This is a genomic window from Haloferax sp. Atlit-109R (assembly GCF_003665865.1).
GTDB lineage: Archaea > Halobacteriota > Halobacteria > Halobacteriales > Haloferacaceae > Haloferax > Haloferax volcanii.
In genome coordinates this window covers 1,163,373-1,178,453 of the sequence record NZ_QPLO01000002.1, presented here as the reverse complement: position 1 = coordinate 1,178,453, position 15,081 = coordinate 1,163,373, and the positions used below count along the sequence as shown (strand labels likewise).

Genomic DNA, 15,081 nt, shown 5'->3' with positions numbered 1-15,081 from the left:
GGTGGCCCCGCCGCACGGGACGGTCGGACGAACACGCCCACACGCCCCGCTCGGCCGGCGGTTCACGGCTCCGAAGCGGCCCGCTCGATTGCCTGTCGGCAGTACGTCCGGACGAGCTGTCGCCGGTACTCCTCGGTCGCCGCGTCGTTCGCCAGTAGCGACGCCGTCTCGACGTCGTCGAGTGCGGCGGTCGCGGCCTCGGTCGCACCGTCGCCGTCGACGACCCTGCCGACGGCCTCGTCGACGAGCGCGCGTTCGACGTTCGGGAGCCGAACCGGATACGGCTTGGCCCCGTTCACCGCGACTCGGGCCGAGCGCACGACCCCGTCGTCGGTCTCGAACGCGGCCGCGACACCGACGACGGCGTACCCCGAGTACTCCGAGGTTCGGACGTAGCCGCTCCGTTCGACGCTCGGCACCTCGACTCTGGTGACGAGCTCGTTCCCGTCGAGCGCGGTCGTTCCGGGGCCGCGGAACCAGTCGTCCGCCGCTATCGCCCGCCGGCCGGCCGGCCCGCGAGTGACGACTCTCCCGCCGAGTGCGAGAAACGCCGCCGGCGCGTCGTATTTCGGGTCGGCAAACACGAGGTTGCCCGCGATCGTCCCGCGGTTTCTCGCCTGAAAGTCGCCGACCGAATCGGTCGCGTCGGCCAGCGCCCGCGCGCGCTCCGCGACGGTCGCGTCGGTTGCAATCTCGTCGTGGGTCACGAGCGCGCCGATAGCGACGCCGTCGCCCCGCTCCGTGATTCCGCGCAGCTCGTTGAGGCCGCTCACGTCTATCAGCCGGTCGGGGGTCTCGATGCCGTCTTTCAGCAGGGGTACGAGACTGTATCCGCCGGCGATGACGCGCGTCTCGTCGGCGTCTGCGAGTCGCTCGACCGCCTCCGGCACGGTCTCGGGTTCGACGTACTCGACCGACTCGAACGCCGTCATCGGTCCCGGCCCTCCTGGAGCGCGGTCCACACCGTCTCGGGCGTAATCGGGAGTTCGGTCGCCCGGACGCCGACGGCGTCGTGTATCGCGTTCGCAATCGCGGCGGGCGGGCCGAGTATCGACACTTCGCCGACGCTCTTCGCGCCGAACGGCCCCGTCGGCTCGTCGGTTTCGACCAACTCCGTGTCGATGTCGGGGAGTTCCGGCGCGTGCATCACCTCGTAGTCGCGGAGCCCGCGGAACTCCGGCGCGCCCCGGTCGTCCAGCGGGAGGTCCTCGGAGACCGTCTGTCCGAGTCCCATGACCGCGCCGCCGATGACTTGGCCGCGAGCGCCCGCGGGATTAATCGCCCGTCCGCAGTCGACGGCGTTCACGAGTCGGCGCACTTCGAACTCGCCGGTCTCGGTGTCCACTTCGACCGCCGCGAGCTGCGCCGCGAACGGCTTGGGCGAGAGCGCAGTGTGGTGCTTCCCGGTTCCGGTGAGTCGCCGCTTCGGCCCGTGAATCCCCTGAAACGCCTCCGACGCGAACCGTTCGAGGGCCATCGACTCTCCGTCGGGGAACCGGACCTCGCCGTCGGCCAGTTCCACGTCGTCCGGGGCGACTCCGCGCCACTCGGCCGCGAGGTCGCGAACCTTCGCCGCGAGGTCGCGAGCGGCCTTCTCGGTCGCGTTCCCGCTGATGTAGGTCGTACTGCTCGCGTACGCCCCGTTGTCCCACGGGGTCGCGTCGGTGTCGTCGGCCTTCACGTGGACCGACTCGATGCCGAGTCCGAACACGCTCGCCGCAATCTGGCCCATCACCGTCTCAGAGCCCTGTCCGGTGTCTCCGACGCCGACCCGGACGGTGAGCGTCCCGTCATCTTCCAGCGTGATGTTACACCGGGAGAACTCGCTGCTCGGGACGCCGGATTTCGCCATCGCCAGCGCGACCCCGTAGCCGCGCTGGTAGCGGTCGTCGGCCGGTTCCTCGGGGCCGTCCGCCCAGCCGAGCGTCTCGCAGGCGCGTTCGAGACACTCCTTGACGCCGACGGATTCGAGGGTTCGCTTGCTCTCGCTGTACTCCGGTTCGAAGCTCTCGTCGCCCTCCTCGACCGCGTTTCGCCGCCGCAACTCGACCGGGCCCATCCCGATGGCCGCGGCGACCTCGTCGAGGTGGCTCTCGATGCCGAACGTCCCCTGTACCGCCCCGTACCCGCGCATCGCCCCGCCGGGCGTGACGTTGGTGTAGACCGCGCGCCCGGTGAAAAGCCGGTTCTCGCAGGGGTAGACAGACAGCGGTTCGTGGGCGGCGTTCATCAGCACCGCGGAGGCGTGACAGCCGTACGCGCCCGTGTTCGAGGTCACGTCGACGTGCATCGCCGTGAGCGTCCCGTCCTCCCGGACGCCGGTCTTGACGCGGACGGTCTGGGCGTGGCGCGTCTGCGCCCCGTGGAGGTCCTCCTTCCGGTCGTTTTTCAGCCGGACCTTCTCGCCGGTTTCGAGCGCGAGCGCCGCGCCGATGAACTGGTTCGGGAGCGTGTCCTGTCTGACGCCGAAGCCGCCGCCGACGCGGGGCTTGACGACTCGAACGTCGGTGCGGTTCAGGCCGAACACGCGGGCGATTTTGTCGCGGCAGATGTGCGAGACCTGCGTCGTCGTCCGCAGGACGAGCCGCCTTCGGTCGTCCACCCACGCGATGGTCGTGTTCGTCTCCATCGGGAGGTGGTGGACGGCCTGCGTCTCGTACTCCCCCTCGACGACCTCGTCGGCCGCCTCGAACCCGCGTTCGACGTTTCCCTCCTCGTGGCGGGTCTCGCAGACGACGTTCCGCTCGGGAGCCGCGTTCTCTTGAGGGTTCTCGTACGGCTCAGGGTGGAGCGTCGGCGCGTCCGCCCCCATCGCCTCGTGCGCGTCGAGGACGTGGTCGTACGGCTCGTAGTCGACCTCGATGGCGTCGACCGCGGCCGCGGCGGCCTCGGCGGTTCGCGCGGCGACGGCGGCCACCGGCTCGCCGACGAACCGGACCGTCTCGTTCAGGACGCGCTCGTCGAACGGGGCCGGGGCCGGGTAGGGAAAACCGGTTCGCGTGAAGCGGTCCTCGGGAACGTCCTCGTGGGTGAGCACCGCCTTCACGCCGGCTATCGCTTCCGCGGCCTCGGTGTCGATAGACCGAACGCGAGCGTGCGCGTGCGGGCTCCGAAGCACCTTCGCGGCGAGGGCGTCGTCGGTCGGCACGTCGTCGGTGTAGCGTGCCTTGCCGGTGACGAGCCCCCAGCCGTCGACTTTCTCGACGCTCTCGCCGACGGGGGCGTCGTCTCCGCGCGCCTCGCTGGTCGACTTCGCCGCCGTCTCGGGGTCGCCGGTGTCGGACCGAGGCATCTTACCCGGAGCCCTCGGACGACGCGTCCGACCCGGAGAGGCGGTCGGCCGCCGCTTGCACCGCCTCTATCTGCTGGACGTAGCCCGTACAGCGACAGATGTTGCCGCTCAGCGCGTCTGCGACCTCGCTCTCGGTCGGCTCGTCGTTCCGCTGGAGGAGGTCGTACGAGGCGAGCAGTACGCCGGGGATGCAGTAGCCACATTGGGCGGCCCCGTGTTCGAGGAACGCCGACTGAAGGGGGTGGAGGCCGCCGTCGTCGTCGGCCAGTCCCTCGACGGTCATCACCTCCGCTCCGTCGCAACTCGCCGCCGGAACGAGACACGACCGGGTGACTCCCTCGTCGCCGAGGATGACGTTGCATGCCCCGCAAACGCCCTCGTCACAGCCGTTTTTGACGCCGTAGTACCCCGCCCCGCGGAGCGTCTCCATGAGCGTCTCGCCGGACGAGACGGCGAACTGTTCGTCTTCACCGTTCACGCTCGCTCGGATTACGGTAGTTGACGTGCTATCTTGAATCATTCTTGAATATATCGGCTCCTATACGCAATTAAATATTCTGGTAGGGGGCATAATTGTGCCAGCATCCCCTCGATTGTCCGGTTCACGAGCGCGGTCTTCGGGAGCGGTCTCGATGTCGCCGGTGTGGTCGTTTCGTTCGTCGTCTCCCCAGCCTCACCCCGCCTCGCACCGACCCCGCCTGATTCCCGATTCGACGCTCCCGTTTGAAATAGTCGAACGCGTTCCGCGGGAGGTCGAGCGCGCTGTGGCGACCGCTCGCGGCTCGCGAGAGACACGATACCGTTTGTCATCACGGGGGTCGTGCGTCTGGAATAGGAAATTACAACCGTAAATTTGTAATCCATCGCGAGGAGTTCACCCAAGGACGGGAGCGCACGCCGTGGTGTCGCTGTCCCCCGTCGCGCGTTCGAGCATCTTGGACGAGCCGAGGTAACCACCGTCGCTCGGCGGTGGCTAACGGAGCGGTATCACCCCACTTTCGTCGAGCGCGCTCGATGTCTCGCTCGGACGGGATGAGTAATCGGGTTCGAGCTGGTCGTGTGGGCGGTTGTCGGACGCACTTGTCTCGTCGGCGTTTGAAATAGTCGAACATTCTAATCCGGCCCTCCGGTTGGAACTGTGTATGTATTCACTAAATTTGAAAAATATCGAGTATTCTGGCCACCAAATCGCCATCTCACGAAATGTTTATCAACAAGTGGTGTTACTCTCGGGGTAAGTACGCAATGATACCTTTCAGACCGAAGCCGACAGCCGCCGACCGCCGGCTCCGGACGACGGGGACGGGCGGCGGTTCGGTCGCGGACGTTCCTGCCTCGCCGCGACACGGTGCCACCCGGCGGCGGAATCGACGGCGCAGCGGTCGCCGTGACGGGGGACCGTGACGGCCCCGACTCGCGGCAGTGCGGGTCGCGTTTCGTTCGACATCGACGGCGACTCTCTCCGCGAAGACATCGAGCGAACGGCGGTATTCGGCTCGGTAGACACCGAACACGGGCGCGGTCGAACCGCGCTCCCCGCCGACGCGGCGAACGGGCGGGCCCGCGATTACCTCGTGAGCCGCCTCGAAGCGGTCGGTCTCGACGTCCGTATCGACGCCGTCGGCAACATCGCCGGTCGGTGGACCCCGGACGGCGTCGACCCGGATGCGGCCCCGGTCGCCGCCGGGAGCCACCTCGATTCGGTTCCGAACGGCGGCATCTTCGACGGACCGCTCGGGGTCTACGCCGCCGTGGAGGCCGTCCGAAGCATCCGCGAGAGCGACCTGACGCCCGCTCGCCCGCTCGAAGTCGTCTGCTTCACCGGCGAGGAGGGGACGCGCTTCGCTGACGGCGTCCTCGGGTCGACGGTCGCCGCCGGGAAACGCGGCGTCGACGAGACGCTCGCGCTGACGGACGGCGACGTGACGCTCGAAGACGCCCTCGACCGCGTCGGCTACCGCGGCTCGGGCCGCCTCGACGCGAGCGCGTGGGACGCGTGGGTCGAACTCCACATCGAACAGAACACGCGCCTCGGAGACGCCGGCGTCCCTCTCGGTATCGTCACCGACATCACCGGAACCGCGCGGTGTCACGTGTCTATCGAGGGGCAGGCCGACCACTCGGGGACGACCGAGATGACGGCGCGCCACGACGCGCTCGCCGCCGCGAGCGAACTCGTCTTGGAGGTCGAGCGGCGCGCCGCGGACATCGCGACGACCGGCAGCGGCACCGCCGTCGGAACCGTCGGCGAACTCGACGTCGAACCGAACGTCGTCAACGTCGTCCCCGGCGCGGCCTCGCTCCGCCTCGACCTCCGGTCGGTCGACCGCGAGGAGATACGCCTCCAGTTGGACGCGGTCGAACGGGCGCTCGACGCGGTCGAGACCCACCGCGGCGTGACGACTTCGTTCGACTGCACCTACGACGTTCCGCCGACGCCGCTGTCGGAGCGCTGTCGGCGGGTCGCGACCGAAGCGGCCCGCGCGTGCGACATCGAGACGCTGTCGCTCCATTCGGGCGCGGGTCACGACACGATGCAGGTCGCCGACGTGACCGACGCCGCGCTCGTGTTCGTCGCCTCCGAGAACGGCCACTCGCACTCACCGAGAGAGCGGGCCGACTGGGCCGACTGCACCGCCGCGACCGAAGTGCTCGCGGGGACGCTCGCCAGACTGGCGACGACGGGCGACACCGAGACGGACGACACCGAACGAAACTAACCACCATCACACGAACCACTACACCCATGTTACAGCTAGAAATCGGAGACCGGACGTTCACCGCAGAACTGCACGAAGACCGCGCGCCCGCCTCCGTCGAGGCGGTTCGAGAGTTCCTCCCGTTGGAGTCGGGGCTCATGCACGTCCGCTGGAGCGGCATCGCGACGTGGATAAACATCGACGAAATCGACCTCCCCGAGATTCCGCGGGAGAACCACACCGTCTACCCGTCGCGGGGCGACCTGCTTCTCTACCCCGGCTACCGGAACGAACAGGAGATTCTCGTCCCCTGCGGCCCGACGTGCTTCAAGAGCCCCGCCGGTGAACTCGCCGGGAACCACTTCGCGACCATCGACGCGACGGCGGAGGAGCTGAAGGCAATCGAGGAACTGACGCTCCGCGAGGGCGTCCAAGACGTCGTCATCCGAGAGGTATCGGAGTGACCGACATCGCGGTCCTTCACGACGTGCTTTCGGCCGCCGCGCGGAGCGACTACCTCGTACTCGCGTGCCCCTCACCGAGACGACGCGCGGCCTCGTCGACGAGCGGACGTTCAACGCGCTCCCGACCGTCGGTATCGGCCCGTCCGTAGGCGGGGACGCCACAGGCGGTCGCACCGGTAGCGCGCGCCCTCGATGAGCCGCGCGATTGCATACGTTCCCTCGATGATTTCTACGACTGTCTCGCTCGACGAGCGAGCGCTGTCTGTACGTGTGTTCTTGCTCGAAGGAAAACATCATTCATAGATATATTAGGTGAATAAGGGGTAGTTTCAAAAGCCAGTCTCGTGTCGTGTGAGCTGATGACTAGCACATCCGCCGATGCGGAGAGCGACTCGGTCGTACTGTACGATATCGAAGACAGACCGCCGCTGGGCGAGGCGGTCCCGCTGGGAATCCAACACGTCCTCGCGATGTTCCTCGGCAACGTCGCGCCGCCGCTCATCCTCGCGGGCGCCGTCGGTTCGGTGTCGGGCCAGACGACGTTTCTCGTGCAGATGGCGCTCATCGTCGCCGGCGCGGCGACGCTCGTGCAGGCCTTCCCAATCGGTCCCGTCGGCGCGCGACTCCCAATCGTCATGGGAACGAGCTTCGCGTTCCTCGGCCCGCTCATCGGCATCGGCCAACAGTTCGGCATCGCCGCGGTTTTCGGCGCGTCACTTCTCGCCGCGCCCGTCGAGTTGGTGATGGGCGTCACGCTCGACCGCTTCCAGAAGTACTTCCCACCGCTCGTCACGGGCATCGTCGTGATGCTCATCGGGCTGACGCTCATCCCGACGGGGATGAACTACGCCGCGGGCGCGTCCGCCGGCCCCTCGGCCGCCGGCTACGGCTCGTTTGCGAACCTCGGCCTCGCGGGGCTCGTCTTGGTCGTCACGGTCGTTCTCAACCAGTTCTTCGACGGCTTCCTCCGCGTCATCAGCGTCTTCGTCGGCATCGTCGTCGGCTACGTCGCCGCCATCGCGCTCGGGATGGTCGACTTCACCGCCGTCGCGACCGCGGGGTGGATAACCGTGCCGACGCCGCTCAGGTTCGGCCTCGAATTCCCGCCCAGCGCCGTGCTCACGGTCGCGTTCCTCTACGTCATCACCGGTCTCGAAACCATCGGCGACATCTCCGGCACGGTGTCGGCGACCGGCCGGAACCCGACCCGCAAGGAGTTCCGCGGCGGCCTCGTCGCCGACGCCGTGATGAGCGCGTTCGCCGCGCTGTTCAACGCGCTTCCCAACACGTCGTTCTCGCAGAACGTCGGCCTCGTGAGCTTCACCGGCGTCGCGAGCCGATACGTCGTCGGCATCGGCGGGGTCGTCCTCGTCGTGCTCGGCTTCGTCCCGAAGGTCGGCGCGGTCGTCTCCGTGATGCCCGACGCCGTCCTCGGCGGCGGCGCGCTCATCCTCTTCGCGATGATCTTCTCCTCGGGGGCGCGCATCATCACGCAGAACGTCACGCTCGACCACCGGAACTCGACGATTCTCGCGCTGTCGATGGCGTTCGGCCTCGGCGTGGCGTTCCGCCCCGAGGTGCTCCAGAACTTCCCCGCCGAGGTGCAGACGCTGTTCGGCTCCGCGCTCGTCACCGGCGGTTTCACCGCGCTCGCGCTCAACGTCGTGCTCCCCGGCGGCGGCGTCGGCCTCGGCCCGACCGAGCACACCGACGGCCTCGACCCGGAAGACCTGACCGAACTGTCGAGTTCTGAGTCGTCGCCCTCCGCGCCGGTCGACGACTGAGTTCGCCCCGTCTGCTGCTTTCTCGCCCCAGTTCGACCCGCGGTCTACCGGTACGTATAATTCGCTCCACCGAGGAGTGTGTCGTGATGATTATTGACACGATACTCGCCGGCGGGACCGTCGTCACCGACTCGCGGACGCTCGACGCCGCGGTCGCGGTCGACGAGGGTCGCATCGTCGGCGTCGGCGACGAGGACGCCCTCCCCGCTGGACGGAACCGAATCGACGCGACTGGACAGGTCGTCATGCCCGGCGTCGTCGACCCGCACGTCCACGTCGACGACCACGTCTCCATCGACACCTACCGAACCGTGTCCAGCGCGGCGGCGCTCGGCGGGGTCACCACGTTCATCGACTTCGCGTGGCAGGCCTACGAGGGTGCGGACAGTCCGTGGGACGAGCCGGCGACCCTCTCGGAGGGCCTCGAACGCAAACGCGCCAACCAAGAGCAGGCGCTCGTCGACTTCGGATTACACGGCGGGATTCTCAGGGAGGACGACGCGGTCTTCGAGGAGATTCCGGCGCTCGTCGACGACGGCGTGACCTCGTTCAAGATGTACACCGCCTACGAGTTCGGCGTCTCGAACGGCTTTCTCAAGCGGGTGTTCGACCGCCTCGCCGAACACGACGCGGTCGGCGTGGTCCACAGCGAAGACGACTCGGTCTGCCGGGCGCTCACCGCCGAGCTCCGGGCCGCTGGCGAGGACGCTCCCGAGACGTACCCGCAGTCTCGCCCCGACTACGCCGAGGCGATGGCCGCGTCCGACGCGGTCACGCTCGCGACCGAGGCCGGGGCGAAATACTACGGCATCCACACGACGTGCCGGGCGGCCGCCGACGCGCTCGCCCGCCACCGCGAGGACGGGTCACGGGTCAGGGCGGAGACCTGCACGCACTACACGACGCTCGACGACTCCGTCTACGTGGAACTGGGGAACCTGCCGAAAATCGCGCCGCCCATCCGCAAGGAAGACGACGTGGAGGCGATGTTCGAATACCTCCGCCGCGGCGTGCTGAGCGTCGTCTCGACGGACCACGTCGCCTCGAAGCGCGCCGACAAGGTCGACCGGCCGTGGTGGGAGGGCCCGTTCGGCGCGAACGGCGTGCAGGTCAGTCTCCCGGTGTTCCACGACGAGGCGGTCAACGAGCGCGGGCTCTCGTACCCCTTCCTCGTCCGCGTGATGTGTTCGAACCCGGCCGAGACGTTCGGCCTCCCGAACAAGGGCACGCTCGAACCCGGAACCGACGCCGATATCGTCCTGTTCGACCCCGACGAGACGTACACGATTTCCGCCGACGCGAACGCCTCGAAGGCGGACTACTCGATTTACGAGGGTCGGGAAGTCACGGGCCGGGTGACGAAGACGCTCGTCCGCGGCGAGGTCGTCGCGGCCGACGGCGAGGTCGTCGGTGACCCCGGCCACGGCCGGTTCGTGGAGCGCGAGCGCCCCGATTGGAGCGCGTGAGTCGGGCCCCCCGCCGATTCGACGCGGAAGGAGGGAGGTTCACGAGTAGGTTGAAGTGTCGAGGTCACGCACGCCAAACAACGATGCACGAACTCACGCTCCAGCAGGTGAACCGCCTCGACGACGACTCGTTCGTGGACGCGCTCGGGGAGATATACGAACACTCGCCGTGGGTCGCCGAGCGGGCGCGGTCGTCGCGACCGTTTTCGTCCGTGGACGAACTTCGGTCGGCCATGAAGCGCGCCGTCGAGGACGCGTCGCGCGAGAAGCAACTCCAGTTGCTCCGGGCGCACCCCGACCTCGGAGAGCGGACCGAGATGACCGACGCCTCGGAGGCGGAACAGGCGTCGGCCGGGCTGGACTCGCTCTCGCGGAGCCAGTACGAGACGTTCCAACGACTGAACGAGACGTACCGCGAGCGGTTCGGCTTCCCGTTCGTCATGGCGGTGAAAGACGAGAACCCCGACGCGATTGCCGCGGCGATGGAACGCCGGGTCGACCACTCGGAGTCGACGGAGTTTCGGACCGCGCTGGACGAGGTCCACACGATTGCGGAACTCCGGTTGGCGGAGCGGTTCTCGTCAGAATAGGAATCGACTGTCTGTCTGAATCAAAGCCGAAACGAGTCGCGTATGTCACGCGAACGCAAAGATTTTTGTTTAACGATGCACCGTTCATAGACGAATTATGACAGCGCAACAGTCACCGGTGGACGGTGACGCCCCGGACAGCGGCGAACAGCGGACGATGAACTACGGGAAGGAGAACGTCGCCGTCTACCGGACGTACGCGACCCCGCTGGAGGGCGTTCGCACGATTCCGGAGTCGTCGTTCGACGGGCGGGACAACGTGCTGTTCGGCCTCGACGTTCGCGTGCAGGTCGAAGGCGAGGAGTTCCTGCCGTCGTTCAGCGAGGGCGACAACACGAAGGTCGTGGCGACGGACTCGATGAAGAACTTCATCCTCCACCACGCCGGCGAGTACGACGGGGCCACCCTCGAAGGCTTCTTGGAGTTCGTCGGGTCGGGGTTCTTGGACACCTACTCGCAGATGAGCGCCGCCGAGGTGTCGGCCGACGAGATTCGATTCGACGAACTGCCCGTCCCAGAGGACGACGGCGACGGGTACGAGGCGAGCGACCTCGTCTTCCGCGTCTCCGACAACGAGTCCGGCTACGGTTCCATCTCGCTGACGCGAGACGACGGCACACCCGTCATCACCGACCAGACGAGCGGCGTCACCGGCCTCGAACTGGTCAAGGTCAAGGGGAGTTCGTTCACCGGCTACGTCCAAGACGAGTACACGACGCTCCCGGAGCGCGAGGACCGAACGCTCTATATCTCGCTCGATATCTTCTGGAGCTACGACGACCCCGAAGACGCGCTCGGCGAGGACCCCGAACAGTACGTGCCGTCCGAGCAGGTCCGCGACATCGCCCACGTCGTCTTCGACGAGGTCGACTCGAACTCGATTCAGGACCTCATCTACCAAATCGGCCTGCGCGTCCTCGAACGCTATCCGCAGCTCGCGTCCGTTCGGTTCGAGGCGAACAACCGCACCTGGCTCAGCGTCCGCGACGACCTCGACGGCGACGCCAGCGTCCTGCGGGAGCCGCCCGCGCCGACCGGCTTCCAGCAGTTCTCGATGGACCGCGGCGACCTCGACGAGCAGTAAGATGAGCGAAGGAGTAACCACGCACGTCCTCGACACCAGCAGCGAGGGACCGGCGGCCGGCGTCGACGTGACGCTTCAAAAACTGGATTCGTCCGGCGAGGCGGAGACGGTCGGCCGCGGCACGACCAACGACGACGGACGGGTCGACGAACCGCTTTTGTCGGGCGACGCGATGGAGACCGGAACCTACCAACTCCTGTTCGAAGTCGGCCCGTACTACCGCGACGGCCCCACGGAATCGTCGTTCTTGGAGACGGTTCCGGTCCGGTTCGTCGTCGACGACGCCAGCGAGCACTATCACGTTCCCCTGTTGCTGTCGCCGGGGAGCTACACGACCTACCGGGGAAGCTGAGACGCCGATCGGGACCATGGCTCGTCGCCCCGACAGGAACGCCAGAACGAACTAACAGCAATTCGGGAGTATCGAAAAAATACCATATTCCGTATCAATTTCGGGGCTGGACGATGGACCCACTCGTCTCGGAACCCGCCGTCGGATACTCGCCGGTTTCGAGACCTTGCTACCAGAGTACAACCGACGCTCAATCACTGTACCCGACGAAAGCGACCGTACTGGCGCTACCGACTCGAACATCACGCGAGGCCGTCGTTCGTGCTGACGACGCGAGAGTCGCTCCGAACGGCACGTCTCGAAAGCTCGACCCTCGCGGGCCTGAAGACTGCGTCTAGTTCCTTTTTTCGTCTGTTGGTTCCTTCGAACGGGCCGTATCGACCGACCCGTTCACTCCTCTCCTACCGTAGAGAAAGACGATTGACTGCTCGCACACCTCTCAGTATTTTATTATATATTGGATTTATAGATAATTCGTTCTTTCGACTGTTGATTCACCGTCTCCCCGAAGCCGGCCGCCGTCTCTCTCGGGTGTCGATTCCGCGGTTCGGGGCCACCACCTTTTCCTCCGAGGAGTCGCTACTGCCGACGCCATGGGCGTGATGAGCAAGCTTCGACGGCTGCTCGGACTGGTAGAGGGCCACGAAGACGAAGTCGCCAAACAGGTCGGAAAGCGGACGAAGGTGAGCGAGGAGAAAGCCAAGAAAGGCATCGAAAAGGCGACTGACGCGGTCAAAAACGGCTCTGACTCCGGTTCGGGAGATCGGAGTAGCTACTGACCGCTGGTGGTAGTGGTGGTGCAGGGGCCGCGACGGGCGGTCGACCGGGGGAAGTCGGCCGCTCGCAGTTCTCGGCGGACCACTCATAACGGTCCGCCTCGCACACGGACTATGTCCGAATCTCACGCGCCGTCCCTCGACGGGCGCGTCTTCAAATCGGTCGCCAACGCCGAGAGCGGCGACGTCGGCGGCGACACCCACTTCTGGTTCGACCAGTCCGGCGACCTGATTCACGCGACGTACCGCGGCGGAACCGTCAGGCTGGGCCACCTCGTCGGCCGCCACCGCGGCGACACGCTCGACTTCCGGTACTCTCACGTCACCGACGACGGGACGACTGCGACCGGCCACTCGACGGACCGCATCGAGCGACTGGAAGACGGCCGCCTCCGCCTTCACGAGGACTGGTCGTGGGACTCGAAACCGGGGTCCGGCACGAGCGTCCTCGAAGAACTCACCGACGAGGAGCGCGCGGGACTCGACCTGTCGCCCGAGGCGTTCGACGGGCGGTAGCGACGCGCCCTGCGTTCGCTTCGCCGCTCGCCTCGCCGCCTGCCTCGTCAGTCGGCTACGACGCTCTCGGTCGCCCGCTCGGGAACCGACGAGTGGTAGACGGCGTCGCCGTCCGCATCGAACAGGTGCAGGCGGTCCGTATCGACGGCGAGTTCGACGGTGTCTCCGGCCGTGATTCGGCTTCGCGGCTCGACTTTGACCCGAATCTCCTCGTCGCCGAGGCGACAGTGCAGAAGCAGGAGTTCGCCGAGCGGTTCGGTGACCGTCACCTCGGCGGTGAACGACTCCGACGCCCCGGCGGTGTTCGAGACGAGAGACACGTCTTCGGGTCTGACGCCGAGCGCGAGGCCGTCGTCGTCCACGTCGTCCAGCCCGGAGCCCGCAGGGAGCGTGAGCGAGAGGCCCGGCGCTTCGGCGACGAGTTCGCTCCTCTGCCGGCGGACCGCCACGGGAACGAAGTTCATCGCGGGCTCGCCGACGAAGCCGGCGACGAACTGGTTCGTCGGGTAGTCGTACAGCTCTTGGGGCGGTGCGACCTGCTGGAGCCTCCCGTCTTCGAGTACCGCGACCCTGTCGCCGAGCGTCATCGCCTCCGTCTGGTCGTGGGTGACGTAGACGGTCGTCGTATCGAGGTCGCGGTGGAGTTTGAGCAGTTCGGCGCGCATCTGCACCCGGAGCTTCGCGTCGAGGTTGGACAGCGGCTCGTCCATCAGGAACACGTCCGGTTCGCGGACGAGCGCCCGGCCGATGGCGACCCGCTGTCGCTCCCCGCCCGAGAGTTCCTTCGGCTTCCGGTCGCGGAGGTGTGCGATACCGAGCGTCTCGGTGGCGTCTTCCACGCGCCGTTCGATTTCGTCGGCGGAGAACTCGCTGGCCGATTTCATGCCGAACTTCATGTTCTCCGCCGCCGTCATGTGCGGGTACAGCGCGTAGTTCTGAAACACCATCGCGATGCTTCGGTCCTTCGGCGGCACCTCGTTGACGACGCGGTCGCCGATGGCGATGGAGCCGTCCGTCACCGATTCGAGGCCGGCGAGCATCCGGAGCGTCGTCGATTTGCCGCACCCCGAGGGGCCGACGACGACGAGGAACTCGCCGTCGTCGATTTCGAGGTCGATACCCTTCACGGCGCGCACGTCGTCGTACGTCTTCCGTAAGTTCTGAATCGTGATGTCTGACATGGTGGGTTCGCTATTTCTGTTGGATGGTGAGCGTTCGCAGGAGCGGTCGGTGCAGCACGACGAGCACGACGAGCGGCGGGAGCAACGCGAGGACCGCGCCGGCCATGATGAGCCCCCACTGCGTCAGCCCCGCCTGCGCGGAGCCCTGGAGGTACCGAATCCCCACTTGGACGACCTGACTGCTCTTGTCGGTCACGACGACCAGCGGCCAGAGGAACTGGTTCCACGTGTAGATGAACGTGATAACGCACACCCCGGCAATCATCCCTCTCGACATCGGGACGAGCACCCTGAACAGGAAGGTGAGCGGGCCGACGCCGTCGAGGCGCGCGACCTCGACGAGCGAGGCCGGAATCCCCGTGAACTGCTGGCGAAAGAGGAACACGGCCGTCGCGCTCGCGATGTAGGGTCCGGTCAACGCCAACAGGGAGTTCGTCCAGCCGAGGTCGGCCATCAGCTGGAACAGCGGGACGATTCGAACCGGCACCGGCAACAACAGCGTCAGCAGGATGAACATGAACACCGCCCGCTCGTACGGGAAGCGGTAGTAGACGAGCGCGAGCGCCGCGAACAGCGAGAGCGTGACCTTCCCGACGACGACGACGACGCTCATCACGAACGAGTTCAGCATGTACGTGCTGAAGTCGTAGTTCACGAGCGCGTCCGAGTAGTTCGACAGCCCCCTCGACCCGAGGCCGAGGTTCGTCACCTGATACACCTCCGTCGTCGACTGCGTGCTCATGATAATCGCGAGCAGCAGCGGCGACGCCATCAGGAGGATTGCGAAGACGATGCCGCCGTGCAGCAGCGCGTCGTCCGGCAGTCGGTGCGCGAGTCTTCCCGCGTCGAACGTCGTGGTGTCTGTCTCTGTGGCCAT

At 66.8% G+C, this 15,081-nt stretch carries 14 protein-coding genes; 9 read left to right on the top strand and 5 right to left on the bottom strand.

Features of this window, described 5'->3' with window-relative positions; genetic code table 11:
* Positions 1-62: 62 nt before the first annotated feature.
* From DVK03_RS14510 to DVK03_RS14500, 3 genes are read right to left on the bottom strand one after another with little or no spacing between them, the layout of a single operon-like run.
* Positions 63-932 (bottom strand): xanthine dehydrogenase family protein subunit M, encoded by an 870-nt coding sequence (locus tag DVK03_RS14510; protein ID WP_115803646.1) that lies wholly within the window; start codon positions 930-932, stop codon positions 63-65.
* The gene (locus tag DVK03_RS14505) at positions 929-3,292 is read right to left on the bottom strand and encodes a xanthine dehydrogenase family protein molybdopterin-binding subunit (RefSeq protein WP_115803647.1); all 2,364 of its coding nucleotides are present in this window, start codon (positions 3,290-3,292) and stop codon (positions 929-931) included. The genes DVK03_RS14510 and DVK03_RS14505 overlap by 4 nt, the downstream gene beginning before the upstream one ends.
* Position 3,293: 1 nt before the next feature.
* Positions 3,294-3,770, bottom strand: a complete 477-nt coding sequence (locus tag DVK03_RS14500; protein WP_115803648.1) for a (2Fe-2S)-binding protein — start codon at positions 3,768-3,770, stop codon at positions 3,294-3,296.
* Between the two features lie 922 nt (positions 3,771-4,692).
* Here DVK03_RS14500 and DVK03_RS14495 point away from each other — a divergent pair.
* From DVK03_RS14495 to DVK03_RS14455, 9 genes are all read left to right on the top strand, one after another.
* On the top strand, positions 4,693-6,012 hold the full coding sequence (locus DVK03_RS14495) for a Zn-dependent hydrolase (RefSeq protein WP_115803649.1): 1,320 nt from the start codon (positions 4,693-4,695) through the stop codon (positions 6,010-6,012).
* A 26-nt stretch (positions 6,013-6,038) separates the two neighbouring features.
* Positions 6,039-6,455, top strand: coding sequence for a DUF3830 family protein (locus DVK03_RS14490; protein WP_115803650.1), 417 nt, complete (start codon positions 6,039-6,041; stop codon positions 6,453-6,455).
* A gap of 359 nt (positions 6,456-6,814) precedes the next feature.
* Positions 6,815-8,239, top strand: a complete 1,425-nt coding sequence (locus DVK03_RS14485) for a uracil-xanthine permease family protein (RefSeq protein ID WP_115803651.1) — start codon at positions 6,815-6,817, stop codon at positions 8,237-8,239.
* An 86-nt stretch (positions 8,240-8,325) separates the two neighbouring features.
* On the top strand, positions 8,326-9,705 hold the full coding sequence (locus DVK03_RS14480) for a dihydroorotase family protein (RefSeq protein ID WP_115803652.1): 1,380 nt from the start codon (positions 8,326-8,328) through the stop codon (positions 9,703-9,705).
* A gap of 83 nt (positions 9,706-9,788) precedes the next feature.
* Positions 9,789-10,295, top strand: a complete 507-nt coding sequence (gene uraD, locus DVK03_RS14475) for a 2-oxo-4-hydroxy-4-carboxy-5-ureidoimidazoline decarboxylase (protein WP_115803653.1) — start codon at positions 9,789-9,791, stop codon at positions 10,293-10,295.
* A gap of 97 nt (positions 10,296-10,392) precedes the next feature.
* Positions 10,393-11,379 carry a factor-independent urate hydroxylase gene (gene pucL / locus DVK03_RS14470; protein ID WP_115803654.1) on the top strand — a complete coding sequence of 329 codons (987 nt, stop codon included), beginning with the start codon at positions 10,393-10,395 and terminating at the stop codon, positions 11,377-11,379.
* Between the two features lies 1 nt (position 11,380).
* Positions 11,381-11,731 carry a hydroxyisourate hydrolase gene (uraH, locus tag DVK03_RS14465; protein WP_004061872.1) on the top strand — a complete coding sequence of 117 codons (351 nt, stop codon included), beginning with the start codon at positions 11,381-11,383 and terminating at the stop codon, positions 11,729-11,731.
* Positions 11,732-12,324: 593 nt separating this feature from the next.
* A complete protein-coding gene (locus DVK03_RS14460) occupies positions 12,325-12,510 on the top strand; it encodes a hypothetical protein (protein ID WP_004041242.1) in 186 nt (61 codons plus the stop codon).
* A 111-nt stretch (positions 12,511-12,621) separates the two neighbouring features.
* On the top strand, positions 12,622-13,023 hold the full coding sequence (locus tag DVK03_RS14455) for a hypothetical protein (RefSeq protein ID WP_004061875.1): 402 nt from the start codon (positions 12,622-12,624) through the stop codon (positions 13,021-13,023).
* Between the two features lie 47 nt (positions 13,024-13,070).
* On the opposite strand, the gene DVK03_RS14450 is transcribed toward DVK03_RS14455, so the two are convergent.
* A complete protein-coding gene (locus DVK03_RS14450; protein ID WP_115803655.1) occupies positions 13,071-14,204 on the bottom strand; it encodes an ABC transporter ATP-binding protein in 1,134 nt (377 codons plus the stop codon).
* 10 nt (positions 14,205-14,214) lie between these two features.
* Positions 14,215-15,081 carry a carbohydrate ABC transporter permease gene (locus DVK03_RS14445; protein WP_004041245.1) on the bottom strand — a complete coding sequence of 289 codons (867 nt, stop codon included), beginning with the start codon at positions 15,079-15,081 and terminating at the stop codon, positions 14,215-14,217.

What these genes read in the sequence shown, in the direction of transcription:
- pucL (WP_115803654.1), top strand. Translation starts at nt 10,393, where the DNA reads ATGACAGCGCAACAGTCACCGGTGGACGGTGACGCCCCGGACAGCGGC.
- uraD (WP_115803653.1), top strand. Translation starts at nt 9,789, where the DNA reads ATGCACGAACTCACGCTCCAGCAGGTGAACCGCCTCGACGACGACTCG.
- DVK03_RS14460 (WP_004041242.1), top strand. Translation starts at nt 12,325, where the DNA reads ATGGGCGTGATGAGCAAGCTTCGACGGCTGCTCGGACTGGTAGAGGGC.
- DVK03_RS14450 (WP_115803655.1), bottom strand. Translation starts at nt 14,204, where the DNA reads ATGTCAGACATCACGATTCAGAACTTACGGAAGACGTACGACGACGTG.
- DVK03_RS14445 (WP_004041245.1), bottom strand. Translation starts at nt 15,081, where the DNA reads ATGGCCACAGAGACAGACACCACGACGTTCGACGCGGGAAGACTCGCG.
- uraH (WP_004061872.1), top strand. Translation starts at nt 11,381, where the DNA reads ATGAGCGAAGGAGTAACCACGCACGTCCTCGACACCAGCAGCGAGGGA.
- DVK03_RS14505 (WP_115803647.1), bottom strand. Translation starts at nt 3,292, where the DNA reads ATGCCTCGGTCCGACACCGGCGACCCCGAGACGGCGGCGAAGTCGACC.
- DVK03_RS14455 (WP_004061875.1), top strand. Translation starts at nt 12,622, where the DNA reads ATGTCCGAATCTCACGCGCCGTCCCTCGACGGGCGCGTCTTCAAATCG.
- DVK03_RS14480 (WP_115803652.1), top strand. Translation starts at nt 8,326, where the DNA reads ATGATTATTGACACGATACTCGCCGGCGGGACCGTCGTCACCGACTCG.
- DVK03_RS14490 (WP_115803650.1), top strand. Translation starts at nt 6,039, where the DNA reads ATGTTACAGCTAGAAATCGGAGACCGGACGTTCACCGCAGAACTGCAC.
- DVK03_RS14510 (WP_115803646.1), bottom strand. Translation starts at nt 932, where the DNA reads ATGACGGCGTTCGAGTCGGTCGAGTACGTCGAACCCGAGACCGTGCCG.
- DVK03_RS14485 (WP_115803651.1), top strand. Translation starts at nt 6,815, where the DNA reads ATGACTAGCACATCCGCCGATGCGGAGAGCGACTCGGTCGTACTGTAC.